Below are 24,376 nucleotides of genomic sequence, written 5' to 3'. Positions count from 1 at the left end.
TAGCCAGTAGCCAGTATTTCATCTGTCACTGTGCCGTTATTGGCTATACACCCCAGCACAGTTTTTTGCTTTGCCTTTAAAAGAGGCTTGTCATCTGCTCAATTATCAAGCAGCATTTTTACTTCATTCAATGACTCCATCTTGTTTACTTGTGTACTTGATTTAATTACATAAGTAGTAACAAAGATTCCTAACCTATACTCTCTCATTGGCGACTATTTACACTTACGCCCAAGGGAATATTTTTGCAACCAAACCTCAAGTTAGCGATTTCAGATTGGAGACAGTAGAATTTTACATTATTACCACAGTTTTTAAATAGTAGCGCTACAGATGACTTTTTGCTACAACACGTGACATTTTTTACAGAAAAAACATAGATCTAAGTAGTATACGGTCTGAACAGAGCAACTATCCAAATCTTTATCCTTAGAAGAGTAGCTAAGTCTCAAAACTCAATTTTTACAATATCGCCCACTTTCAACTTCAATTCGGCAGCTCTTCCAGAGCGAAGTTCAATTACCTTATCGATTGGTGTGTTGGGGCCATAAGTAGGACAAGGCTCACTCGCACAAGGAGGTGCAGCAGATTGGATATATTTAACTACACCGTTCTGTAAAAATACCATATCTAAGGCTACAGGTACATTTTTCATCCAGAAACTAACTGGTTGTGGTGAGGCGAACCCAAATAGCATTCCTCGGTCATCTGGCAAAGCTGGTCGATACATTAACCCCATTTGTTGCTGTTGTGGTGTCTTTGCGACTTCTAGCTGAATAGTTTTGCCATTAGGAAGAATGGCTTTCGCAGAAATTGGTAGTTTTTGACCTAAACTCGCTGGGGTTGGAGGTTTAGAATCAGACATGGGGGTTGGAGGTTTAGCCGTTGTTGGCACAGAACAGCCCATCAATAAAACACTCAGTAACATTGAGAATAAACCTAGCCAACGATTCATAATTATTTTTGATTTTGTAATTTAGATTTCAATTTTACAGAATTTAAGCTAGAAAGCTCACGTTTTTATTTATCTGGTAATACACAGCCGTTTTCAGGCTCAATTAACTAGACAATGGGCTCAAGCCCATTGTCGAAGGTAGGCAAACTTTCGCCATCTCTACTAGGATTCTCTTAAAACGTACCCTACGCCGCGCACTGTCTGAATTAGGCGCTTTTGACCTTCATCTTCGATTTTGAGGCGCAGGTAGCGGATGTACACTTCAATGACATTCGACTCACCCAAAAAGTCATAACCCCAAACATTTTCTAAAATTTGTTCGCGGGTTAACACCTCACGGGGATGTTCCATTAAGAATTTTAATAGTTCAAATTCTTTCATTGTCAAGTCAATTGCCCGACCGCCGTGGATAGCACGGCGACTTGCGATGTCTAATATAAGATCCCCAAAGCGTAATTGCTCCGTGGTATCCACATCGGGTTTTAAGTAGAGGCGAATTAACTTCAAAAAGTCTTCTGAGCGGTAAGGTTTGAGGATGTAATCATCCGCTCCTGCTTCTAGACAAGCTACACGATCGTCGACGGTATCCCTTGCCATTAAAATCAACACAGGTGATCGCATACCAGTGCTTCTCAGATTTTTACACAATGAGAGTCCTGATTCTCCTGCTAGCATCCGGTCTAAAACAATTAAAGCAGGTTGGCGATCGCGACAGTATTGCAAACCACTGGTCGCATCATGAGCCAATATCGATTCATAGCCAGCTTCTTGCAAATCGCAAGCAAGCTGATTTGCTAGGCTCTCATCGGTTTCAATCACCAAAACACAGGGACTTGGAACAACTGTCATAACAATTTGGGATATTGGATTTGGGATTGTAAAGATGTTCCAGAGAAAATCTTTACATCAGTTATAAAGTGCAATTAGGAGTTTTTAACGATGAAGCAATCCTGATTTGACGCACGGCTAAGAATCTTTTAGCACGTTCAGGTGTCAGCAATCGAATTCTCCGATGCAATCTTAATAACTAACTCCAAATACCATCCCTATACCAGTAATTCTGGACGGAAATCAGTAAATTGGGAATTGGGAATTGGAAGAGGACAAGGAGAATTGGGGACAAGGGGAAAGACTTGTTTCAAGTTCTCACCTCTTGTCCCCTTGTCCCCCTATTCCCCATTTCCCATTCCCAATGCCCAATCATTACGGTAATTCTACCGAAGTTGGTTTGGCAATATGTGGTAAACCCCAACCTAATTTTTCTCGTAAAATTCGGAAAAACTCAGGCGGTTGCAGGCGAATAAATCGGACACTATATTGCGATCGCTCCATATATACTCTATCTTCTGGTAGGACATAACACCCTCCATTACCATCCACCACCATCACTAGCCGAGGAATGTTGACTGGATAAATGTTGACCGATTCAGTATCTGGAAATACTAATGCTCTAGAAGCTAGAGAATGGGGACAAATGGGTACTAGCTGTAAAACAGGTACACCAGGAGTCACCACTGGACCACCAGCACTCAATGAGTAAGCTGTAGAACCTGTAGGCGTAGAAACAATCACACCATCCGCCGCAATATCTACTGGTGCATGACGACCTATGGCAATTTCAAAATGGCACATAGAGGTCAAAGGTTCTCGGTGCAAAACCATTTCATTCAAGCAGAGAGCTTCCCACAGCACTGCTTCTCCCCGAAATACTTTGACGGTGAGCATGGCTCGTTCTTCAATTTCATACTCACCATTCATTGCCTGTTCTAGTGCTTGGGGCAATTGATTCAGGAAAGTTTCTGTCAAAAATCCCATGTGGCCGGTATTCACTGTTAATAGTGGAATACCACAGGGGGCTACCTGACGAGACGCTGCTAAAACAGTGCCGTCTCCCCCTAACACGACTGCAAACTCCATATCTGAGTCAAAACCAGGGGGCGTTAGACCGTCAATGGGGGTGTGGCATACAGGACTATCTGGATTAGAGTAGCCCAATATTCCACCGATACTTGATGTGATACACACATCCCAACCGGCTGCGGTTAGCTTGTCTTTCAACTCGATAGCGACACGACCCGCTATCGGTTTAACGTCATTGTAGATAATGCCTGCTTTCGGCACACTCAAATATCCAAGTTTAGGCGATGCTTTGTATTATTTGACACTCCCTAGCCTGAAAGCATGAGGATTCTTGGTTCATTGATACACCTTTAAACTGCCTAGCCTTTCGGCATTACTTAAACCAAAAACCCGTTCAATTGAACCAAGTTTTGAGCCTAATTTAGACAGCCCCAGAGGGCTTATCTCCCCAAGCTTTAGAGGATTTCTCCCCTTGTTTCCGTGTGCCCCACGGTACGCTTAATTAACAAGTTTTTGACTTTTCTGGTATGGGTGAGCGTTTGCTACCCCAGCTATGTTTATCGTGGTTTTCGCCGCCCACTAACCATTATTATTTCCTAGCCAGTCGTATTGGGGTTGGTTATCCATTTGTGCTAGCGGTTATTCTACCTGTGATATTGTTTGATTATACCAATCACCGGAAACTTTCAAGACAAATTTAGAGAATTAAAGTCGTCCTAGAAGGACAGGGCTTTTACCTAAGTTTTCGATAATCTTTACACATTTTTGGTCATGTAGCCTGAAGTCAAATATCCAGAGTGTAGAGTTTCATGACTAATGTATCTTCTCTAATTACTATTGACTATTGGCTTTTGAAGACTGTTTAAAAGGAGTTTTTTTAGGTTTCTGCTTTTTATTTTTATTTTTCTGGTAGTCTACCTCTTTGAGCTTCTTCATGATCCGGCTGAAATACTCTTGGAGATAGCTTTCTAGAGTTGTGGTTTGTTGCGGATCTAAGCCAAAAACTGTATATACTTCATCCATTGAAGCATTTAGCTGTTTACCACTAGCCAATACTTCTGTAAACGCTAGCCTGTCGGCTACGTTCCATCCCCACTGAAAAGACCGCATTAAGCCCCGCACAGCACGCAGTACGCTGATTGGCATCCGCGTTACCCTGGCATCTTTTCCAGATAAGCGTTCGCACAGGTTGATGATTTCTTCTGCAATCCATGCACGAGTACCAACTACAGGAAAAGCTTGGTTTTCCGTTTCGGGCACACTCAATGCACGGATTGCAAACTTAGCAATGTCCTGAGTATCCATATAGGCAATGGGAGAAGAATTACCTGTTACCCAAACTGGCTGTCCTTCCAAAATGGGAATCCCATATTGACCGATTAACCCTTGCATAAAACCAGCTAGCCGCAAGATGGTATAATTCAAGCCTGACTCAGCTAAGAATAGTTCTGTACAACGCTTAATTTCCATTAGCGGTACTTCTGGGTATTTATCCGCATCCAAAATTGAAAAGAAGATAAAGCGCTCTACACCTGCTGCTTTTGCTGCTTGAATTAATGCTACTTTGCCCTCCCAGTCCACTTGCTTGATACTCAGTGAATCTGTAGGACGAGATGTTGACGCATCAATAACTTGGGTTACACCAACTAAAGCTGCCGCTAGGGTATCGGGGTAACGTAAATTTCCTGGTACAAGTTCTGCACCCCATTCTTTGAGAAAAGCTGCTTTTTTACTACTCCGCACGAGGCAGCGTACTTTATATCCCTCATCGATTGCCCGACGAGCCACTTGTCTTCCTAAGGTGCCAGTGGCACCGACGATTAATAATGTCATGAGGTTTGTAATAAATTTTAATGTTTTATGAAAAGAATGTTATCAGAATAACCTATGTAAACAAAAGTTTACATCTTTTCTAAGAAAATCGTTTGTTATGGAAAAATTCATGGGAAAATTGCTGTCCGGTAAACGGACAAGCTTTTTTCCCAGTTAGCGAAAAGTATGAACGCCACCTTGGGGCGAACAGAACTTTTCAAGGCAGAGAAAAACCTCTTCCCTCTTAATAGTCAATACCAAAGAAGAATTCAGAATTCAGAAGCCAGAATCCAGAATGGATTCTGTGCGACTGGATGGAGAATCGAGGTTTAAAGCCCCGATTTTAATCGTGGAGAAGAAAAAATTCTTTCCGATTGTTACCCCTGACTTGACTGCTGGGGTATTCTGAATTCTGAATTCTGTCTTCTGACTCCTTCTCATCGTAGAAGTTATTCTTCTCCGCCTTGAATTTTCAGTAACAATGCGCCTAAGCCCCAGCCCACGAAGATTAAACCGAAGGACAATATAGCTGCATTCAAAATTTCGCCGCCCATTGGTGTGATTCTCCTTATGCAAATTAGTGTGTGTAAACTAGGTCTAGCAGAAGCTTTTCAATAGTTACTGTAGGATTAGACCTGTGTAAATAATTTTAAACTAGTTTAGCAAGTAATCCCTACTGGTTTGGGGGGCAATCCCTACTGTAGAGCGGAAGATAAGGGGGATGGGGAAAATTTTAATGATAATAATTATGAATAAATTTTATGTATCAAAATAATCAAGGTGATTTAGTGAATTTTAGCAAAAAGAATCGCCCACGTTTGGCGCTGACACTGGGAGATCCGGCGGGTATTGGGCTGGAGGTGATTTTAAAAGCTTTAGCAGAACCGGAAATTAGTAAAAAATACGACGTAACAGTGGTGGGTAATGGGGATTTGCTGGCACAGACCTATCATAAATTGAATTTAATCAAGAATTTAGCACCTTTGGCAAATCCAGAAGAGTTGTCTGTCTGTGATGTGCAATTGGATGGAGAAATTAAAGGTCAAATTATTCCCGGAATAGGTAATGCGGCCAGTGGTGCGGCTAGTTTTGCCTATATGGAATATGCGATCGCACAAACACTCGCTGGTAAATTTGATGGGATAGTCACGGGGCCGATCGCTAAATCTGCTTGGAAAGCCGCAGGGTATAATTATCCAGGGCAAACGGAACTTTTGGCACACAAGTCAGGTGTTGACCGTTTTGGGATGTTATTTGTAGCGCGATCACCCCATACTGGCTGGACACTCCGCGCTTTACTTGCCACTACACATATTCCCCTCCGTCAAGTAGCGGATACGTTGACACCACAGTTGTTGACACAGAAATTGGATTTGCTGGTGGAGTGCCTGGAGAAAGACTTTGGCATAGAGAATGGGAGAATTGCGATCGCAGGTTTGAATCCCCACAGTGGCGAACAGGGACAACTTGGATATGAAGAACAAGATTGGTTAATTCCTTGGTTAGAGCAAGAGCGGCAAAACAGACCAAAATTACAACTAGATGGGCCAATACCGCCAGATACCATGTGGGTTAAACCTGGTCAGGCTTGGTATGGAAATTCCTTAGTACAAAATCCTGCTGATGGCTACTTGGCACTTTATCACGACCAAGGCTTAATTCCTGTGAAGCTGATGGCGTTTGATCGGGCAGTTAATACTTCTATTGGTCTTCCTTTCGTTCGGACTTCACCAGATCATGGAACAGCGTTTGATATTGCGGGTAAGGGAATTGCTGATGCTACGAGTATGAAAGCAGCGATACATTTAGCGGCTGAATTGGTTAGTCAAAGGTTGGCGGCGAGAAAACTATGAATTATTTCATGATTTATAACTAGATTTGTCCAAAGAATCATGGAAGTCCAACCAAGAGAAATTAGGAATTATCTGACAGTAGATGGAAAAAATATTTTTGATGAGTGGCTTGATTCTCTGCGAGATAGAAGAGCAAAAGCTAAAATAAGAGCCAGAATTGACCGAGTTGAAGATGGTAATTTAGGTGATTGTAAGTCAGTTGGAGAAGGTGTTTTTGAATTGAGAATCGACTATGGGCCAGGCTACCGCATATACTTTGCACAAGAAGGGATAACAATTATTATTCTTTTGTGTGGTGGAGATAAAAGCACTCAGAAACAAGATGTTGATAAAGCTCAGGAATATTGGAAAGACTATAGGAGTAGAGATAATGCCTAGAAGTGCAAGCTATCACGAAGGACTAGTTAAACGTCTCCAAGATCCACTAGAAGCAGCATCTTATATCGAAGTAGTTCTAGAAGAGGGTGATCCTAAAATGTTAGGAAAAGCGCTCAAGAATGTAATTGAGGCACAGGGTGGAATTGCTCAGTTTCCAGCGCAAGTTAAACAATCCTATGAACAACTTGACTTGATATTATCTGAACAAGGAGAAATTGAATTTTATTGTCTGAGGAAATTGCTGGATGCCTTGGGATTACAGCTAGCAGTAACAGTGAAGTCAGTATGAGGTGATTTTTTAAAGACAGTTTAAATCGCTCAGTCTTATACCTTCCCAATTTATTTTTACAATTTATAAATCGCCTCTCAAAGTTATTTACTAATTTTGAGGAAAGCTACTTTGCATATTCCAGTCATTCACTAATTGTTTGTCTGGTTTTTTTTGTTTCCTAATTTTGGAAGCTGTCATTTAACAGTATATATGAAAATTCTAATTTATTACTTTAACTCTTTGGCTTGAGCATCGAACCTATTTACTAGCTTCAAGTAAAGGTGATTTATAAATACCAGTTATTCAAAAAACGGATGGCTGGTATTTATTTTTTTGTGCTTTTTGGGTTAGAGAAAAAAGAGGCTAACGTCTAGAGAAATGAAGAAAGGAATTAAAGAGTTGCACTCCAATAGTCGTGGAGTGGAATAGACTTTAAATATTTTTTCTTGAACGCTTCGCGCTGAAGAAAGAATGAATAGGCAAATGCCTAAAAGTATATGAAGAAAATAAATAAAGAGTTGTATTCCAATAGTCGTGTAGTGGAATAGACTTTAAATATTTTTTCTTAAACACTTCGTGTTGTAGCGGAAATTGAACCGGCTAACGCCTTGGAGTAATGAATTTTGATTTTTAGGAGTTAATAATGAATTCCGATATAACTATTGGACACGTTCGTACTGACCTTCAAAGTCTTCATGATTGGACTTATCATCAATTTGGCATGAAGTCAATGTCTTCTAGTCGGGTTGCTTTTGATCGAACTCACAAATGGTTTGGATACGAGGTAATACTACTAAAGCCTAATGCGAAAATCAAGAAAGGACATTGGGATGCGAGGGTTAATCGACTTGGCGATCGCATTTTTCCAGGATGGAATTGTGCTTTACTCTGCCATTATCGTCCAGGTGGTGGCATGATAGAACACTGCGACCACTCCGTTTTTGAACCTCTGGTAGTATTAGTCAATATTGGATGTGCAACTTTCCGCATTGATAATCAGGAACATCACCTCGAAGATGGTCAGGTTATCAAGTTTAATTCTAATATTCCCCATGAACTACTTCCGGTTGTATCTGATCGCTGGTCTTTGTCCTTTCGCCGGATTAAGTCACAGTTTCTACAGTTCTAAACTTATGTAATCCTTTTCATGTAAGGATTATGAGGCTGTTATTGTATCGCTGATGTCACTCTATATTAAATCTTTGTAACTTGCGCTCCCATCGGAAATATAAACTCTTCCCATCCACCTCATCTGTCTCTTCACTTTCATCAATGAGGTCTTGGTTTTTCTCCTCTAATTCGCGCATATACTGCCTGAGTATACCCCCAACAGCGATCGCTCTACTTTTATGCAATTGACGGGTTAACTCTAAAAACCATTCTCTATCACCCACCAAATCTGACTCTTTCACCTGATACTTGAGAATTTCTGGGATAAGTAGTGACGGGTTATGATGCTTTGCGATCGCGCTAGTATGAACAACAGGGTGGTAATCAATCCGTAAGCACTGCTGCCATAACGCTACCCATTTGGCATGAGAAAGATAGGCATGGCTGAAATAGGAAGGCGGCACCATTGCCAAAATATGTAAATGCGGGTGTGCTGAAACTCCATCTCTACCTTTAGTTACTTCGATAGACTTCACCCAACCTTTTGCAGGCCATACTTTCAATTCAGTAAATCGCTTAAAAGCCTTATTTATCGAATCCAAGTTTTCCCTGAGTTCCTTAATCTGGCAATTTTTTACTGTTAAGGTGACAAATAGCCAACGGTAGTTGGGGTAATCAGTTACAACCTGTGGGAGAATTTTGTAAGCTCTTGCTTTCCACATTAGCGATCGCCGCCACTGACAAACCGGACAGTGACGAACTCTACAAAATCGGGCATCGGATAACTTTAACTCGAGAATACCTTCCGATTCGTCTGGTACTAATTGAAATTTCAGCAACTCGGAACATATTTTCATGCGCCAAGCATACTGGTGAAAATAATAGACCTCTTGCAAAAATATTTTATGGTATGATGTAAAGTTTTGTCGCTTGAATCAATACTACTTATGCGATACGAGCAAACAAAAAAGTTATCGAATCGGCAGTTCAAACGTTTGGTCGGGGTACAACGACGTACTTTCGATGAGATGGTTAAGGTATTAGAACATACAACCAGTTTTAAGCAAACACGAGGTTATCCGAACAAGCTAGGCTTGGAAGACCAAGCTTTAGTTTGCCTACAGTATTGGAGAGAATATCGGACTTACTTCCACATTGCTAGTGACTGGCAAGTATCAGAATCAACGGTTTGCCGGATAGTACATTGGGTTGAAAGCACATTAATCAGTTCTGGAAAATTCCGTTTAGGAGGAAAAAAGTCCTTGTTGATCTCATCACAGAAACCGAAAACAGCTGTGATGGATGTAACAGAGAGTCAAATTGAACGTCCGAAACACGGGCAAAAACGCTTTTATAGTGGTAAACAAAAACGGCATACTCTCAAATCTCAATTGATAATTGACCTAACAACCCAAGAAATTCGTTGTATTGTAAACGGTTCTGGCCGCAAACATGACTACAAACTATTTGTAGAGAGTAAGGTTCGTTTTCACTCCGAAACCGAAAGCTTAGAAGACAGTGGCTACCAAGGAATTTCTAAATTACACACTAATAGTCACTTACCTCAGAAGAAACCTAAAGGAGGTAAGTTAACCAAGGAACAAAAGCAATCCAACCGCGCTTTAGCGAGTCGCCGAGTAGTGATTGAACATGTTAATCGGCGTTTAAAAGTTTTTCGGATTTTAAGTCAGCGCTACCGCAATCGTAGGAAACGTTTTGGATTGCGCTGTCATTTAATTGCTGGGATTTATAATTATGAAGTTCAAAAAGAAGCCTAAATTTCTCTTGGATTTAGTCAGCCCTCAATCATACCACAAAACTTTTTTGCAAGAGGTCTAATGTTCGTCTGCTTTGGCGTAATAATACAAAACTTTATCAGTATTAGCTCTGTGCTTATCCCAAATTTTACCTATAGGCGAAACTTCGGATAAACTTTGTAAGTTTTGATTTTTCTGAAATTTATCTTGAGACGATATATTAAAAGCTTAGTGGTGCAGAAAAGTCCTGAAGGCTTGATATATGGGGAATTTTACTAAGACAAGGGTGACAGAGAGGGGGAAGACATGGGATGCTCAAGTTTCCACACAAAAACTACTCCATGTCAGTCCCCCATCTTTATCGTCAACTGCAAGTTCAACTAAGTCAATGGATTTGTCCCCAAGATCAACGACATCTGCAAGTCTTTTGTGAGAATGTCGCCGCCATTTTGCAAGCTCAAAGCGCCTGTCTGAGCCACTGGTTGCCCTATCTGAGTCATAGGGAGTGCAAAGCTCGCAGCCACATGGAGCGCTTAAACTACTTTGTCCATAATCCCAAAATCACTGCCGAAACCTTCTATTTTCCTATGTTGCAGCAGTTCTTGAACTCCTGGGAGGGCATGGCGATGACACTAACACTTGATACCAGTATGTTATGGGATCAATATTGCTTAATTGAGATCTGTTTAGTTTGGGGTGGACGCTCTATTCCACTTGGTCAAACGGTATTGGAGCATGGCAGTGCCACCGTGGGCTTTGAGGACTACTGCCCCGTGTTAGAAACGACGTTAAGGCTGCTGCTTAAACAGAATGTCATGTGACGTTGTTAGCGGATCGAGGATTTGAACATGGTGCGTTGATCCGGTGGTTACGGGAGCATCAATGGTCGTGGTCTATTCGGGCGAAATCGGACTTGAACATTACCCTCTCCAATGGTCAAACGGCTGCGGTTGCAAACTTGCTTCCCCAAGAGGGCGAAGCTTATCTGTTTCGAAAAGTCAAAGTTTTGCAGGACATTGAGTGTCATCTCGCCACCGCTCATTTAGCTCTGGCAAGTGAGGCTTGGGCTGTCCTCTCCGATGTGCCGCCGTCCTTGCAGACTTTTGAGGTTTATGGTCAGCGATTTGGCGGCATTGAGCCACATTTTAAGGATTATAAGTCCGCCGCTTTTGAACTCATCCGCTCCCACTTGCGCGACCCTCAAGCGCTGAATTGTTTGTTGATGTTGCTAGCGCCTGCCACCTTAATTGCTATTGCTGTTGCGGTGGTGGTGGTCGGTGAAGGTCGGCGCAAAATGCTGGATTGGCACAGCCAGAGGGGATTGAGTTTCTTACAATTAGGATTACGCGAAATTGAACGGTTGTGTTATCAACGCCTCCCAATTCCTCTATTAGCTACCTTACCTCGGAAGAGTCCCCCATCTGCCACTGCTTCACTTAAAAAACGAACGCAGATAGAGCAACAAATTGAGTTCTCCCGTGTCACTGTGTTCTCAACTTGAGACTTCGGAAAGTTTTCTGCACCACTAAGTATTAAAAGTAATAAAGTTACTGTCTGAGGCTTGAGCAGACACGAAATCACCAAATGGTTTGTATCAACGCCCCAAACTAACGCAAGTTATACGGTCAAGCCTCAGTAAAAGTATTTAAGTAAATAATAAGACTAATGCTGACTCAGATGAGTCATTTTGTGTTATAAACTACTCCTAAAATCGCAAAGCTCAGGAACTAGAATTTTCTTCGGGTGCTTCAAACTTATAACCATAGCCGCGTACAGTTTTAATAAACTCTGGTACGCTAGGATCGACTTCCATCTTCTTGCGAAGCTGACCAATATGTACGTCAACCACCCGGCCATCTCCTACGTAGTCGCAACCCCAGATTTTTTGGATTAACTGTGGGCGACTCCAAGCCTGATTAGGATGACTTGCCAAAAAATGTAAAATATTAAATTCCAGTGCTGTTAAAGCGAGAAGCTTATCGTTTAGTATTACCTCCCGTCCCTCTGGGTTAATTACTAGCTGTTTGAAAATGATCCGTTGTGTTGGTGAAGGATTGATGTAGCGTATCCGCCTCAAAAGAGCTTCTATTCTCACTTCTACTTCTGCAAGACTAAATGGTTTAGTCATGAAATCATCAGCACCTGCACTCAAGATTTTAATTTTATCAGCTTCATCAGTCCTACTAGTCAGTATCAGCACTAAAACATTAGTACGACTCTGCATTTCTTGACAAAGGCTATAACCATTAACATCTGGCAAATTCCAATCCAGAATTACTAAGGCTGGGTTGAATTGCTCAAACATCGATAAGGCAGTCTTACCATCTGCTGCTGCCTCTATTTGATATTTCCGACTCAAAAAACGATGAACGAGATTTCTCACGCCGAAGTCGTCATCAACAATCAGAATTTTAGGAGTAGTAGCGGTAATCATAACCATAATGCTGCCTATTGTAGATTGGGCGATTCGCTGTTGTCCCAGTTTTGCTGTACGTGTTTCTGTTGAGAGTGGATTCACGCGCGTCTCTGCTGAGTACGATCGCTACTGTAGTACTTGTATACAATTAATTTTCCATGAAGTTCATGAAAACTTCAGCCACCGTAATGCTGATAAATTGTATGATTTTTGTATGATTTTTGTATGATTTTGAATTTACATTGTATAATTATTGACTTTAATACTTAAGACAAGTGTAATGTGAGACAATTTTTATAATCAAAAATAGTCTAGAGAGACACCAGACGCTGCGGCAGTTTCCTACAATTTTGGAAAAGCAATGTACTCCCTGATTAATTAGTGATTCGTAAAGACCCACAAACTAGGCCATAAGCCAATTTAGATTCTACCCAATCCTACTTGAACTAACTAGTATCTGCTCCTGAAGAGGGACTACGAAAATTCACTCTACGTGCATTTACATGTAGCTACCCTTTTAAGCATATACTATACTACAAATTTCAGCCTGAGACTATGACAAGCCAAGGACTCAGAGCATCACCAGAAGGTATAAGGGCAGCAAAAACAGCTTTAACAGACAAAACTTGGAGTCAGCATAAATTAGCAATAGCTTTAGGCATTACACGTCAACCAGTTTCCAAATTTTTTGCAGGTGAGTCAGTTTCCCGATCTTGTTTTGTGCAAATTTGCCAACAGCTAGGGTTGTCTTGGCAAAAGGTTGCTGGTTTACCTGAAAATGTGGCGTTTGAGGTAACTACTAAGACGCAAATCAAAGGTACTGACCTTGATACACTGGTGCGGGAAGTGCGTCAAAAGCGCCAAGAGAAAATCCAAGACCAATGCAATAATGTGCAAATGTTGGACATTTCCCAGACAGTCCAACTGATGGATATTTACACCAATACTAATGTCTTAGAGGAGATAGTAAGCCTGCAATGGCAAGAAATTTCTGACCTGTTGAAAGACTTGAAATCTGAATCAGACTTTAATCAACTTGGAGGATACAACCGTCAGAGAAGATTACCAGGGTTGGAAGCAGTATTAAGGCACTCAAAACTGATGGTGCTGGGTAAACCAGGGTCAGGTAAAACTATATTTTTACAATATCTAGCAATTGAGTGTAACAAAGGCGATTTTCAGCCAAACCGCATCGCAACTTTTATTAGGATGAAAGAATTTGCTGAAGATGTCAAAAATGATAGTGAATTCAATCTATTAAACTACATCATCCAAGATTTTCTCAATTGTGGTGTTGAAAAGGAATCAACTAAAACTCTGCTGACAGAAGGAAAACTGCTGATTTTGCTAGATGGATTAGATGAAGTGCCAGCAGAAAAGGCAGAACAATTAACAATCGAAATTCGGAGACTTACCCAAACTTTTTACAAAAATAAGTTTGTTATTAGCTGTCGAATTGCTGCCCAAAAATATAGATTTCAGGGATTTACTGAAGTTGAGTTAGAAGACTTTGACCAAGGACAAATAGAATTGTTTGCCAAAAATTGGTTTGTTGGAGTTGCTCTTAAGTCTAAAGAAGATGGGGAAGCAATAGGAAATTTATTTATTAATCAGCTTCATCTACCAGAAAATCAGCATATCCGAGAATTGGCGGTCACTCCCTTACTGCTGCATTTGATTTGCTTAGTGTTTCAAGTAAAAAATCAATTTCCCGTAAATCCAGCCAAGTTATATGAGCAAGCACTGAACATTTTATTGGTCAGATGGGATGAAGTCAGAGGAATTAAACGCGATCGCGTTGCTTACAATTTAACTCTAGCAAGTAAGAAAAAACTGATTTTTCAACTTGCAGCTATCACTTTTGAGCAAAAAAAATACTTTTTTGAGCAAGAAAATATCCTGCAACTTATTGCTGACTATCTTGAACCCATACAAAATCTTAACTCCGATTCAACTGAATGCCAGTTAGATAATGAAGCACTGCTAAAAGCAATTGAGGTACAAAATGGGTTATTGGTGGAAAGGGCACGGGGAATTTACTCTTTTTCTCATCTGACATTTCAAGAGTATTTCACGGCTCGAAAAATTGTTGAAAGTTACCAAGACTATGATTGTAACAATCTCGTCAATCATATAACTGAAAGGCACTGGCGGCAAGTATTTTTACTAGCTGTTAGTATGTTGCCAAATGCTAACGGAATACTACAGTTGATGAAACAAAAAGTTGATTTGCTATTGGCTGACGACGAAAAATTACAGTATTTTTTAACCTGGCTGCACCAAAAATCTAGTTCAGTTTCTAGTAGTTACAAAGCAGCAGGTGTTCGTGCTTTTTATCTCGTTTGCGTTGAGCGAAGCTCTTGCATTTGCAGTAGACATAATGCTTTTGTCTATACCTCTGGTTATGACCTTGAGTGCGCTCTTGTAGGTAACATCACCTTTAATGCAGAGCTTGTATTAGATGAGTTTTTATTCAGTACTGTTGCCTGTATTCACGATCTTGACTTTGCCTTTGAGCATACCCTCAACGATGCCCTCGATCATGCTTATGCCCTTGTTATTGCCTTTGATAAAGCTATTGAGGTTGTTGTTGATCTTAAATTTAAGCAAGTGCTGCAAAAACTCAAGAAACAATTACCAAAAATAGATAGTAATCCAGAGCAGTTTAGGGACTGGTGGAAAGCTAAAAGTAAAATTTGGGGTGAACAATTAAGAGATATGCTAATTAAGCATCGCCATATTGGTTATGATTGGCAGTTCAACGAACAGCAAAAAGAATTGCTCCAAAAATATTATTATGGTAATAAATTACTAGTTGATTGCCTCAATATTGCGGCTGATGTAACTCCAATAGTGCGGCACGAGATTGAAGAAACATTATTATTAGCGAGCGCAGATATTGAAAAGCTACGTAATTCCTCTAATATTCGCTGAATATTTTTAATTTTTAGACGATTTTGGATAGGATAATTTTAAATATTTTATTAAAATTAATCTAAATAAAAATCTCTTTTAATAGTTCAATTTGACTATATTTGCAATGGGTTAAATGGTAGAAAATATTTTAATTAGCTACTCTATCTCAAGAGAGATTTTGAATAGATTCAGCCTAGAGAAAGAGTAATTAAATATATTGACTCCGTTAAATTGCTATTAATATCGTCAGCAAGGAATACCTATGGTTAACAATTTAGTAGGCGGCATCATTCCCCCACAACCACCAATACAAGGACAATCTGATGCTCATGTCCTAAAATCTCGTTTAGAATGGGGCGAACCAGCTTTTACAATACTGGATGTGCGCGATCGCAACACCTTCAATCAAGGTCACATTATGGGAGCGATGCCCATGCCAATAGATGAATTGGTAAAGCGTGCAGTACCTTCTTTAGATAAGAGTCGTGATATTTACGTTTACGGCGCTAATGAAGAAGAAACTGCCCAAGCCGCGCAACAACTGCGTTCTAACGGATTTGAGCATGTCTCTCAACTTATAGGTGGTCTTGCTGGATGGAAGGCTATTGGTGGCCCAACAGAAGGGATTGTTGAATCAAAAACTCCCGCAGGTGCAGACGACTACAATATCGTAGATCGGCTAAAGAATCACGAACAAAATCAGCCAAAGGGAGGTACTAGCGCGACGGAAGCCATCAAGAAAGGAGCTAGTAACCTCAAAGACAGCATTCAAGAAGGAGCTAGCAATCTTAAAGAAGGTATTCAAGAGGGAGCTAGCAATATTAAAGAAGGCATTAGTGAATCTAAAGACAGAGATGATTCCAATATCGGCTCTTAGGCAAAAATAACTGAGAAAATTAGCGATAGACCTCTTGCAGAAATCAAGAATAAAACCCCACTATACCTTTGACTTACATCAAAGTCTCCCCTGTCTGCTTGCAGGGAGAGACTACAGGTGGGGTGTTAGAGAATTTTCCAAGAGGTCTAATCTTGATTTTCTATGAGTAGAGAAGTCACAATTCACAAGTCGAAAGACAGAATATTTTGACTTTTAATGCTGGAGGACAGCATCAACAAATGTTGTAAGAGACTCCATGAATTACACTCACAAGGAAAGATGAAAATCTCTCTTGCAATACCCAATACACTATTTTGAAATAGATTTAGTGTTTGCTCTAATGTTCAAATAAATCCTTAAATTGCAATAAATCTAAAGAAACTATCGTTGGCAAAAATTCAAAACATTCTTGAGCAATTTCCCAGCGTTCTTCTCGTTTGAGCATTTCTGTTAATTTCTGCTGCACACTAAGTAAGTAACGCACATCATTGGCAGCATAACTAAGTTGAGCTTCAGATAAGCTAATGGCGTTACCCCAATCAGAACTTTGAGAGCTTTTATCTAGTTCTACTTTTTCTAACTCTTGCACCACATCTTTGAGTCCGTGGCGATTTGTGTAAGTACGGGCTAACTTACTAGCAATTTTGGTGCAAAAAACAGGGCTAACCTGAATCCCCAGATTGGCGCGCAAAGTGGCAATGTCAAAGCGAGCAAAGTGAAACACTTTTACAACATTGGCCGCTTCGAAGAGTTTTTTTAAATTTGGGGCCTCTGTTTGTCCTTTGGCTATGCGAATTACAGTGACTTTCCCTTCTAGGTTGCACAGCTGGACAAGACACAAGCGATCGCGCTGTGGCAATAATCCCATCGTTTCTGTGTCAACTGCGATCGCTGTCGATTCTAAATACTGTCCAAGGGCCGCGTCACTGAGATCGCGATCGCTTACCTGAAAATCTTGTAATGTCATGAATTGTTCAAAAATAATAGCAGTGTCCAAAAGATACAAGTCTTGTCAGACACTACATTATTATTGTGCAAAAAATCATAAATTAAATCTACCTAGTGCGAAAAAAGATTTGTGTCAGGTAGACTTCGCCTTGATTATTAGTAGCAACGCCAATTCCAGTCAGGTTGTAATTTCCTTTCAGATTCTTTAGATGTCCGGGACTGTTGATCCAACCAGTAACAGCTTCCTCTACGGGGTTGCTATATCCCCGGTTAAAAGCAACATTTTCCGCCGCACTGTTGTAGCGAATAGGAACAGCTTTGACTCTGCCTTCAAATCCCTGATGGCTAAATGGGGTTTTCCCCTTAGCCATATTCTGACTATGAATTCTTGCCTGTCGAGTAATATTTGCATTCAGGGTCAACTTTGGCAGTCCTTTAGCAGCCCGATATCGATTAATTTGCTCAAAAACTGATTTTTCTAGCTCAGTAGTTTTAAAAGTAGGAGTCGATATTGCAACCTGACTGGAAAAAAGCGACAACAGCTTATTACGGGTGGATGTATTCGTAGAAGGATGATTTGGTATCGGAACAGTCGTTAATCCACTAGCAAGGACAAGCGCACTTAAAGCGATGCCAAAAGCAGTTTGTCGGAACATGGAGAATTGCGTGATGTGTAGAGATATAAGACTTCTACTCTACCTTATTGTTCCAACGATATATACCACGATACTATTAAGGATTGATGAATTTCGGCAATCTGGCTGCATCCTTTACAAGAAATAGAAAAAATCATTTCCAATTGTCAATATTTCAATAGTTCATCTTCATAAAATAACGGTTATTTTTGCTGAGAATTTCAGATTTTCATGAATTAATAAAAAATAATGTATTTCCAATTACATTTGTCTATTAAATACTACATGATTCAACATTTAATTTATAAGACTTACACATCAGGGATGAAATGTTGGGGCATTCATATAAATGCATTCGCGGAGCGTCTCGTAGAGAAGCGGCTTCCCGCAGAGTATTGCCCCTACGGTAAATTAAGGCTTTCACTGCATTTTTGCGTAAGTCCTAATTTAGAACAAGCTTTTTCCCCAGACTGAAGTCTGGGGAATTTGAGAAAACTTTTATGAGATAGGTTTTGAATCTTACTCCCCAACGCTAGTAGGTAAGCAGGGTGGATTAATTGTCTAGAGAGAAAAATTAAAACCCTCATTCTTGCGTTCATAAATCCAGTTCCCCTGTTAGCAGGCTGACGAGGTTACGGGGATTACAAATTTTCTCTCCGCACAATTAATCCACCCTGCCCAACGCTAGTAGGTAAGGGGTTGCTCTTGTTAAGTCTATATTCTATGCAATTGAGAACCGCTATATCAGCGAAAGAAAATCTGTGTGAAGTAGACTTTGCCTGTACTAGTGCTGGCGACACCAATCCCCGTCTTATTAAAATTGCCTTTGATGTTGGCTAGATGCCCTGGACTGTTAAGCCAGCCTTGAACGGCTTTCGTCGCAGGGTCAGTATATCCTTGGTTGTAAGCAACATTTTCACCAGCAGATGTGTAAGAAATACCGACTGCTTTAATACGCTCTGAAAATCCTGTATGTCCAAAGGGAACTTTCCCACTAGCCATATTCTGACTATGAATCCTGGCTTGATTATCGATAGCAGAATTACGAGTCAGTGCTGGTAGCCTTTGGGAAGTTCTGTAGCTATTAATTTGGTTGAAAACCGATTGCTCTACAGCAGTAGTATTTATACTAGATGCTGCAATCTTAAAAGCATCACTTGATATAGATGAAGACACTGGTGTAAAAGTTGAATTTGTTATGGGAGTAGCGATCGCTCCGCTACTGAGGATAATAGTGCCTAAAGCAACCCCGTAGATTGTTCTTTTAATCATGTGCTGAAAGTAAAGTTCCAGACAATCTAATCAAACTAATCTAAATGTGACAAATTGCTTATAGGTCTATATATTTCTGTTTATGCTCTTTTTTGTTCAAACGCGACTACAAAACTTTAAAATTCACAATCTTACGAAAAAAGTGCTGTTTATGAAAAAATTCCCTCTACCATTAGGATTATCTTCGCTATTTAAATAGCATAATTTTATCCACTAAAGCCTCTGTGCGACTAGCTTTGGTTGAGAGTTTATAACTCTTCTTGCACCACACGTAACACCCGTGCAATATATTCTGCACGCCACTGTTCTCGCTCTTTTGTTACTTTTGCATCTGGTTCGTAAGCTTCGATCTCAGTAGCCGATAAAATACCTTTAACCTCCAGTAACCTTTCAATGGTGTCCAGACGCTCATGCAGCACAGACACCTCGCCAGTCAAAGCCATGACCATCGCTAACAATTTATCGATTTGTGGATTGTCTAAGTAAACAGGTCGTTTGCCCTTAGCTATTTTTGTCATCCTAATACCAATTCTCCAAAAGTAAGACTACATACACAAAACAAAGAAACCCAGATAAAATCTGGCTTTCTCAATTACGAATTACGAATTGGTATTTACTTCGTTGCAGCAACAACAAACCAAGTGTTTAGGCTGCCTGAGTTACCATTTTGAAAAAGACCATTAGTTACTTTTGCTTTCCATGCCCCATTAGGGACAAACTTCTCGAATGTCTTATCTGCTGCAAAACCAGCCTCAGTAGCTAACGTCACCAAATCCAGATCGCGTACTGCACTCCAGAAGGGTTCGTTGTTGTTAGCGGTTTCCCAATCAAAAATGAACTGTGTATAAACATCCATGTGACGATACAAGGGTGCTTCCAGATGGAGCATGATTCCACCGGGAGCCAGTAGACGATAAGACTCTTGCATGACTTTACGGACGGCTGGCGGGGGAATTTCATGCAGCAAAATATGAGAAACCACTAAGTCAAATGATTCATCTGGAAAGTTAGTATGTTCGGCATTTTGCTGTGAGAAGTGTACCCGTTTGCCTAAATCTTCGGCTCTTGCATGAGCGTAACGCAACATGGGTGCGCCGACATCAATGGCATGGACTTCTGCATCTGGGTAAGCATCTGCGTAGGGTAATGTACTATTACCAATAGAACATCCCATATCAAGAATTTTTCTGGGTCGAAAGTCTGGATACTCTGGCAGAAGGTAGTTTTGGACTATAGATAGCCCCATATCATTATTAAGCGGCCCCAACCAACCAAGACCATAAAGGTAAGCGCCGCGATCGTAGGTTGCACCAGCAGCTACATCATCAGTAGTGAATTCGCTGTGATATCCTCCAGGCATACAGTGAATGTCTACAGCTTTTTGATAATTAGGTATTTGAAAATTTGGGTCGAGGGTTAAAGTACCCAGTTCACTACCACGATCTTTGGCACGCTCAATCAATTCTGGCAGTTGTCTTTCAACACTGGTATTTACAGCATTCCATAATATTTCCTGGTTGATGCGCTTGAGGGCACTAGTCCATCGGTAGTAGGGTTCATGCTGCATTACTTCCCGAATTTCATGGCGATTTTCGGGAGGACGCTGATGTTCTTGTTCAAACTTCGGCTTGGCTAGTTTTTCATAAACTACCTTATTACCAGGAGAAATATTCCTGAAAATATGCTTTTTCAGACTTTGCACAAAGTTTTGACGTGCCAACTCATCATGAGTGGGTTGTGGTAGCATAGCGTGTTGGAATTGTTGATCCATCATTGGTTCCTCCCAAATATTTTACGTAGATTTACGCTGGATCTAATAACTTAGCTACCGTTTGTACATCTTTATCACCGCGTCCAGAGCAGTTAATTACAATTCGGGGACTGCCGCTTAGTTGTGGACATAAGGTTTCAAGATATGCGATCGCATGGGCTGTTTCTAATGCTGGGATAATCCCTTCCAATTTCGATAATCGCTGGAATGCAGCCAAAGCCTCTGCATCTGTCACACTATAGTATTCGGCGCGACCAGTGTCTTTCAAATAGCTATGTTCTGGGCCCACACCGGGATAATCTAACCCTGCACTAATTGAGTGCGCCTCAATGATTTGCCCATCCTCATCTTGTAATAGATAGCTCATTGCTCCGTGCAATACACCAACTCGCCCTTTTGTCAAGGTTGCTGCGTGTTTTTCGGTATTAACACCTTCTCCGGCTGCCTCAACCCCAATGAACCGTATAGAAGGCTCATTAATAAACTCATAGAATAGTCCCATTGCATTGGAACCACCACCCACACAAGCCAAGAGAATATCAGGCAGTGTGCCCCACTTTTCCATTGCTTGGGCGCGAGTTTCTTGCCCGATTACTGCATGGAAATCACGTACCATCATCGGGTAGGGATGGGGCCCTGCTACTGAACCGAGGATGTAGTGAGTTGTTTCCACATTTGTTACCCAATCGCGGATTGCTTCCGAAGTGGCATCTTTCAGGGTTCCAGTTCCCGCTTCCACCGGACGCACTTCTGCCCCCATTAACCGCATTCTAAAGACATTTAAAGATTGGCGTTCCATATCATGAACGCCCATATAAATTACACATTCCAGCCCAAAACGAGCGCAAACTGTGGCTGTCGCAACTCCATGTTGTCCAGCACCAGTTTCGGCAATAATCCGTTGCTTACCCATGCGTTTAGCTAACAAAACCTGACCAAGGGCATTATTGATTTTGTGAGCGCCTGTATGATTTAAATCTTCGCGCTTTAGATAAATTTGTGGCCCAGTGCGATCGGGTTGGGCATAATGAGCAGTCAGGCGTTCCGCGAAATACAATGGTGTGGCGCGTCCCACATAGTCTCGTAACAACTGCTGTAATTCTGCTTGAAAACCAGGGTCATTGCGGTATTGCTGATAAGCTGTTTCTAATTCAGCAAGGGCAGGCATCAGCGTTTCAGGTACATACTTACCGCCGAAGCGTCCAAAGCGACCTAACGCATCGGGAACCTGAGCAGTTGAACTTGGAGAGAGGGGAGTGGTAGTCACAGGCTGTTTTCGATGACGGAAATGACTTAATTATTATAGAAAAGTCTGGGACATATCTGGGTATATCTAGGGAATGGGAATGGGAATGGGGAAGAAGCAAGGGAGCAAGGGAGCAGGGGAGCAGGGGAGCAGGGGAGCAGGGGAGCAGGGGAGCAGGGGAGCAGGGGACAAGAGGTGAGAACTTGAAACAAGTCTTTCCCCTTGTCCCCAATTCTCCTTGTCCCCAAGTCCTCTTCCCAATTCCCAATTCCTGGCAAAGGATTTGTAATGTTAGCCTAGAAATTGATATCCCAGCAGAATGGTTGCGTAGAAGTTTCCACTGCCTTTGAAATTTTTCTTAACAAATATTTTATGTCTTCTTCCAATTCTAAATCTTCTGACAAAAGCTTCGTCTACCGCGAATTTGGTAACGACAACTCCGCCGCCACAGAAAGACCAATTCCAGAACTGCCCCCACAACAACAAAATCTTAAAGTACAAGCTTCCCGCAAAGGACGCAAAGGCAAAACTGTCACAGTGATTAGCGGTTTTCAAGCTAAACCAGAAACCTTGGCAGATTTAGTAAAGCAGTTGAAAACCCAGTGTGGGACAGGTGGGACACTTAAAGATAACGAAATTGAAATTCAGGGCGAACACAAACAGAAAATTGCCGAGATTTTGACCAAGCTAGGTTATAAAGCCAAAATTAGCGGTGGCTAATTTTGAGTGCGGTTTACCGCATCTTAACTGTCACCTAGATTGAGAAATGGAATGTTATCTTTGAAAAGTACAAATATGCTTGAACGGTGGTGGATTACTTCGCTAACAAGCTATTTTTAGTGAGATAAACAGGAGGTTTAAATGGATTTAGTTCGGATTTTGTGTGCCATTTTCGTGCCGCCTTTGGGAGTTTTTTTACAAGTAGGTTTTGGTATAGACTTTTGGATTAATATAGTTCTGACGCTTTTCGGTTACATTCCTGGAATTATTCATGCAGTATGGATAATTGCTAAGAAATAATTCTTTGTACGAGTAGATTGGGTGTAACCATCTCTACAGAGGCAATTAATCAATTGCCTCTACAAAAAGATTTTTGAGTTGGATGTCTGCACGGATATATCACAACACTATATTTTTTTACTTAAAAAACTCTAAAGACACGATAAATCATGTCGATAAAGTATTAATCTCTGTAGCAGTCAATCCCGAATTAGCTCTCATTTTTTAACATTGCATAGAGTCTAAACTCTAGAAGCAAAGGGCAGATGTGTAACTGCCATTGCACAGTTGAGACATTCAAATCTTTGATTAAGCCAGTGCGTATATCTAGTACCCAACCATGAACCATAGGCGCTTTTCGCTCATAGAGTGCCTGACGCATGATAGAAGTTTGGTAGAGATTTTTCACTTGCGCCACTACATTTATTTCTGCCAAACGATTCAGACGTTCTTCTCTGGTTGATAAGGCATCAATTTCTTCTTGTTTGTGTAAATACAGTTCCCGAATCGGATTTACCCAGTTATCCAGTATTCCGATGGTTCTCCCTTCTAAAGCCGCTTTGATTCCTCCGCAGTCGTAGTGACCGCAAACGATAATATGTTCCACCTTAAGATGTAAAATTGCGTATTCTAAAACGGCTAAAAAGTTTATATCCGTTAGAGAAACTTGATTCGCAATATTACGATGAACAAATAATTCTCCTGGTTCTGTACGAGTAAGGTTTGTTAAGGGTAAACGACTATCAGAACACCCGATGTATAGAAAAGGTGGTGTTTGTCCCTTAGATAATTCTTGAAAGTAAGTTGGATCTATAGCTAATTTCTCTGCAACCCAAGCCTGATTATTTCTGAAGAGTTCATCAATGCTGTTATATTTCATCTTTCGTCAAATTCGAGAGAGAATCTCATAAATATTTTAGCTAAATTACAGTTTCTGCTAAATCAGTATGAACTTGTTGCAATCTAAAATTTGAGAAAGATGATAGTCTTTTTTTACAGCATTAATATATTTATTGTATAAATTGTAAACAGAGGATTTAGGATTTAGAGAGAAAATAACTATGTATAACTTTAGGTAAATAGCTAAATAAAGTAAAATTTACATCACTAAAAATCTGATTATTGAGACTGCCAATTTTAAACCCTTATCTAGCATCTATAGATATTTTTGCCAAGTAAAAAAAGGTTCTATAAACATAATTACTTTAAATGACACCCTAAACCGTGCATTTGAGTCAAGGAAGTGCGGCGTAACTTTTAAGTGCTATCTCTTTAATACACAGAGAGATTTATTTCCTGA

General features: G+C 40.7%; 22 protein-coding genes and 2 pseudogenes. 10 read left to right on the top strand and 14 right to left on the bottom strand.

Features of this window, described 5'->3' with window-relative positions; all coding sequences use genetic code 11:
- Positions 1 to 448: 448 nt before the first annotated feature.
- The 5 genes from FD724_RS22960 to FD724_RS22940 form a co-directional block, all read right to left on the bottom strand.
- Positions 449 to 955, bottom strand: coding sequence for a DUF192 domain-containing protein (locus FD724_RS22960; RefSeq protein WP_179074215.1), 507 nt, complete (start codon positions 953 to 955; stop codon positions 449 to 451).
- Positions 956 to 1,117: 162 nt separating this feature from the next.
- Positions 1,118 to 1,804, bottom strand: a complete 687-nt coding sequence (gene nblR, locus FD724_RS22955; RefSeq protein ID WP_179074214.1) for a response regulator transcription factor NblR — start codon at positions 1,802 to 1,804, stop codon at positions 1,118 to 1,120.
- Between the two features lie 354 nt (positions 1,805 to 2,158).
- Positions 2,159 to 3,076, bottom strand: a complete 918-nt coding sequence (locus FD724_RS22950) for an NAD(+) kinase (RefSeq protein ID WP_114082959.1) — start codon at positions 3,074 to 3,076, stop codon at positions 2,159 to 2,161.
- Between the two features lie 573 nt (positions 3,077 to 3,649).
- Positions 3,650 to 4,648 (bottom strand): SDR family oxidoreductase, encoded by a 999-nt coding sequence (locus FD724_RS22945; protein WP_179074213.1) that lies wholly within the window; start codon positions 4,646 to 4,648, stop codon positions 3,650 to 3,652.
- Between the two features lie 428 nt (positions 4,649 to 5,076).
- The gene (locus tag FD724_RS22940) at positions 5,077 to 5,181 is read right to left on the bottom strand and encodes a PetM family cytochrome b6-f complex subunit 7 (RefSeq protein ID WP_012410508.1); all 105 of its coding nucleotides are present in this window, start codon (positions 5,179 to 5,181) and stop codon (positions 5,077 to 5,079) included.
- A 207-nt stretch (positions 5,182 to 5,388) separates the two neighbouring features.
- Here FD724_RS22940 and pdxA point away from each other — a divergent pair, with 207 nt between their 5' ends.
- The 4 genes from pdxA to FD724_RS22920 all read left to right on the top strand — a co-directional run bounded on the left by pdxA (position 5,389) and on the right by FD724_RS22920 (position 8,258).
- The gene (gene pdxA, locus FD724_RS22935; RefSeq protein WP_179074212.1) at positions 5,389 to 6,480 is read left to right on the top strand and encodes a 4-hydroxythreonine-4-phosphate dehydrogenase PdxA; all 1,092 of its coding nucleotides are present in this window, start codon (positions 5,389 to 5,391) and stop codon (positions 6,478 to 6,480) included.
- 39 nt (positions 6,481 to 6,519) lie between these two features.
- Positions 6,520 to 6,858: a type II toxin-antitoxin system RelE/ParE family toxin gene (locus tag FD724_RS22930; protein ID WP_179074211.1), complete on the top strand. Its 339-nt coding sequence runs from the start codon at positions 6,520 to 6,522 to the stop codon at positions 6,856 to 6,858.
- Positions 6,851 to 7,147, top strand: coding sequence for a DNA-binding protein (locus FD724_RS22925; RefSeq protein ID WP_179074210.1), 297 nt, complete (start codon positions 6,851 to 6,853; stop codon positions 7,145 to 7,147). Before FD724_RS22930 ends, FD724_RS22925 begins: the two co-directional genes overlap by 8 nt.
- A 625-nt stretch (positions 7,148 to 7,772) precedes the next feature.
- Positions 7,773 to 8,258 carry a hypothetical protein gene (locus FD724_RS22920; RefSeq protein WP_179074209.1) on the top strand — a complete coding sequence of 162 codons (486 nt, stop codon included), beginning with the start codon at positions 7,773 to 7,775 and terminating at the stop codon, positions 8,256 to 8,258.
- Positions 8,259 to 8,313: 55 nt separating this feature from the next.
- On the opposite strand, the gene FD724_RS22915 is transcribed toward FD724_RS22920, so the two are convergent.
- Positions 8,314 to 9,096 carry a protein rep gene (locus FD724_RS22915; RefSeq protein WP_179074208.1) on the bottom strand — a complete coding sequence of 261 codons (783 nt, stop codon included), beginning with the start codon at positions 9,094 to 9,096 and terminating at the stop codon, positions 8,314 to 8,316.
- A 90-nt stretch (positions 9,097 to 9,186) separates the two neighbouring features.
- Here FD724_RS22915 and FD724_RS22910 point away from each other — a divergent pair, with 90 nt between their 5' ends.
- On the top strand, positions 9,187 to 10,017 hold the full coding sequence (locus tag FD724_RS22910; protein ID WP_179072523.1) for an IS5 family transposase: 831 nt from the start codon (positions 9,187 to 9,189) through the stop codon (positions 10,015 to 10,017).
- A gap of 320 nt (positions 10,018 to 10,337) precedes the next feature.
- Positions 10,338 to 11,497, top strand: a pseudogene (locus tag FD724_RS22905) (transposase).
- A gap of 219 nt (positions 11,498 to 11,716) precedes the next feature.
- Here the strand turns inward: FD724_RS22905 and FD724_RS22900 are convergent.
- Positions 11,717 to 12,436: a response regulator transcription factor gene (locus FD724_RS22900; RefSeq protein ID WP_179075597.1), complete on the bottom strand. Its 720-nt coding sequence runs from the start codon at positions 12,434 to 12,436 to the stop codon at positions 11,717 to 11,719.
- Between the two features lie 531 nt (positions 12,437 to 12,967).
- Here FD724_RS22900 and FD724_RS22895 point away from each other — a divergent pair.
- The gene (locus FD724_RS22895) at positions 12,968 to 15,346 is read left to right on the top strand and encodes an NACHT domain-containing NTPase (RefSeq protein WP_179074207.1); all 2,379 of its coding nucleotides are present in this window, start codon (positions 12,968 to 12,970) and stop codon (positions 15,344 to 15,346) included.
- A 244-nt stretch (positions 15,347 to 15,590) separates the two neighbouring features.
- Positions 15,591 to 16,037: pseudogene (locus FD724_RS22890) on the top strand (rhodanese-like domain-containing protein); the annotation flags it as partial.
- Positions 16,038 to 16,542: 505 nt separating this feature from the next.
- Here FD724_RS22890 and FD724_RS22885 read toward each other — a convergent pair.
- The 6 genes from FD724_RS22885 to trpB all read right to left on the bottom strand — a co-directional run bounded on the left by FD724_RS22885 (position 16,543) and on the right by trpB (position 22,098).
- Positions 16,543 to 17,172, bottom strand: a complete 630-nt coding sequence (locus tag FD724_RS22885; protein WP_114082948.1) for a ribonuclease H-like domain-containing protein — start codon at positions 17,170 to 17,172, stop codon at positions 16,543 to 16,545.
- An 88-nt stretch (positions 17,173 to 17,260) separates the two neighbouring features.
- On the bottom strand, positions 17,261 to 17,809 hold the full coding sequence (locus tag FD724_RS22880; protein WP_114082947.1) for a CAP domain-containing protein: 549 nt from the start codon (positions 17,807 to 17,809) through the stop codon (positions 17,261 to 17,263).
- 723 nt (positions 17,810 to 18,532) lie between these two features.
- Positions 18,533 to 19,060: a CAP domain-containing protein gene (locus FD724_RS22875; RefSeq protein ID WP_179074205.1), complete on the bottom strand. Its 528-nt coding sequence runs from the start codon at positions 19,058 to 19,060 to the stop codon at positions 18,533 to 18,535.
- A gap of 248 nt (positions 19,061 to 19,308) precedes the next feature.
- Positions 19,309 to 19,578, bottom strand: a complete 270-nt coding sequence (locus tag FD724_RS22870; protein ID WP_179074204.1) for a hypothetical protein — start codon at positions 19,576 to 19,578, stop codon at positions 19,309 to 19,311.
- A 95-nt stretch (positions 19,579 to 19,673) separates the two neighbouring features.
- Complete coding sequence (locus FD724_RS22865; RefSeq protein WP_218651472.1) at positions 19,674 to 20,834, bottom strand: class I SAM-dependent methyltransferase; 1,161 nt, start codon at positions 20,832 to 20,834, stop codon at positions 19,674 to 19,676.
- Between the two features lie 28 nt (positions 20,835 to 20,862).
- Complete coding sequence (gene trpB / locus FD724_RS22860; protein WP_179074203.1) at positions 20,863 to 22,098, bottom strand: tryptophan synthase subunit beta; 1,236 nt, start codon at positions 22,096 to 22,098, stop codon at positions 20,863 to 20,865.
- Positions 22,099 to 22,449: 351 nt separating this feature from the next.
- Here trpB and FD724_RS22855 point away from each other — a divergent pair, with 351 nt between their 5' ends.
- Both FD724_RS22855 and FD724_RS22850 read left to right on the top strand, forming a co-directional pair.
- Entirely contained in the window at positions 22,450 to 22,797 is a 348-nt protein-coding gene (locus FD724_RS22855; protein WP_179074202.1) for a translation initiation factor, read from the top strand.
- A gap of 141 nt (positions 22,798 to 22,938) precedes the next feature.
- A complete protein-coding gene (locus FD724_RS22850; protein ID WP_012410519.1) occupies positions 22,939 to 23,097 on the top strand; it encodes a YqaE/Pmp3 family membrane protein in 159 nt (52 codons plus the stop codon).
- A gap of 190 nt (positions 23,098 to 23,287) precedes the next feature.
- On the opposite strand, the gene FD724_RS22845 is transcribed toward FD724_RS22850, so the two are convergent.
- Positions 23,288 to 23,956, bottom strand: a complete 669-nt coding sequence (locus tag FD724_RS22845; protein ID WP_179074201.1) for a carbonic anhydrase — start codon at positions 23,954 to 23,956, stop codon at positions 23,288 to 23,290.
- Positions 23,957 to 24,376: the final 420 nt, after the last annotated feature.

The sequence above is a fragment of the Nostoc sp. C057 genome (assembly GCF_013393925.1).
Taxonomy (GTDB): domain Bacteria; phylum Cyanobacteriota; class Cyanobacteriia; order Cyanobacteriales; family Nostocaceae; genus Nostoc; species Nostoc muscorum_A.
This window is presented reverse-complemented; position numbering and strand designations above follow the sequence as displayed.

Coding starts and splice junctions, on each gene's coding strand:
- FD724_RS22880 (WP_114082947.1), bottom strand. CDS start 17,809: ATGTTCCGACAAACTGCTTTTGGCATCGCTTTAAGTGCGCTTGTCCTT.
- FD724_RS22915 (WP_179074208.1), bottom strand. CDS start 9,096: ATGAAAATATGTTCCGAGTTGCTGAAATTTCAATTAGTACCAGACGAA.
- FD724_RS22895 (WP_179074207.1), top strand. CDS start 12,968: ATGACAAGCCAAGGACTCAGAGCATCACCAGAAGGTATAAGGGCAGCA.
- FD724_RS22850 (WP_012410519.1), top strand. CDS start 22,939: ATGGATTTAGTTCGGATTTTGTGTGCCATTTTCGTGCCGCCTTTGGGA.
- FD724_RS22855 (WP_179074202.1), top strand. CDS start 22,450: ATGTCTTCTTCCAATTCTAAATCTTCTGACAAAAGCTTCGTCTACCGC.
- FD724_RS22845 (WP_179074201.1), bottom strand. CDS start 23,956: ATGAAATATAACAGCATTGATGAACTCTTCAGAAATAATCAGGCTTGG.
- FD724_RS22910 (WP_179072523.1), top strand. CDS start 9,187: ATGCGATACGAGCAAACAAAAAAGTTATCGAATCGGCAGTTCAAACGT.
- FD724_RS22885 (WP_114082948.1), bottom strand. CDS start 17,172: ATGACATTACAAGATTTTCAGGTAAGCGATCGCGATCTCAGTGACGCG.
- FD724_RS22900 (WP_179075597.1), bottom strand. CDS start 12,436: ATGGTTATGATTACCGCTACTACTCCTAAAATTCTGATTGTTGATGAC.
- nblR (WP_179074214.1), bottom strand. CDS start 1,804: ATGACAGTTGTTCCAAGTCCCTGTGTTTTGGTGATTGAAACCGATGAG.
- FD724_RS22875 (WP_179074205.1), bottom strand. CDS start 19,060: ATGATTAAAAGAACAATCTACGGGGTTGCTTTAGGCACTATTATCCTC.
- FD724_RS22960 (WP_179074215.1), bottom strand. CDS start 955: ATGAATCGTTGGCTAGGTTTATTCTCAATGTTACTGAGTGTTTTATTG.
- FD724_RS22945 (WP_179074213.1), bottom strand. CDS start 4,648: ATGACATTATTAATCGTCGGTGCCACTGGCACCTTAGGAAGACAAGTG.
- pdxA (WP_179074212.1), top strand. CDS start 5,389: ATGTATCAAAATAATCAAGGTGATTTAGTGAATTTTAGCAAAAAGAAT.
- FD724_RS22940 (WP_012410508.1), bottom strand. CDS start 5,181: ATGGGCGGCGAAATTTTGAATGCAGCTATATTGTCCTTCGGTTTAATC.
- FD724_RS22930 (WP_179074211.1), top strand. CDS start 6,520: ATGGAAGTCCAACCAAGAGAAATTAGGAATTATCTGACAGTAGATGGA.
- FD724_RS22865 (WP_218651472.1), bottom strand. CDS start 20,834: ATGATGGATCAACAATTCCAACACGCTATGCTACCACAACCCACTCAT.
- FD724_RS22870 (WP_179074204.1), bottom strand. CDS start 19,578: ATGACAAAAATAGCTAAGGGCAAACGACCTGTTTACTTAGACAATCCA.
- FD724_RS22925 (WP_179074210.1), top strand. CDS start 6,851: ATGCCTAGAAGTGCAAGCTATCACGAAGGACTAGTTAAACGTCTCCAA.
- FD724_RS22920 (WP_179074209.1), top strand. CDS start 7,773: ATGAATTCCGATATAACTATTGGACACGTTCGTACTGACCTTCAAAGT.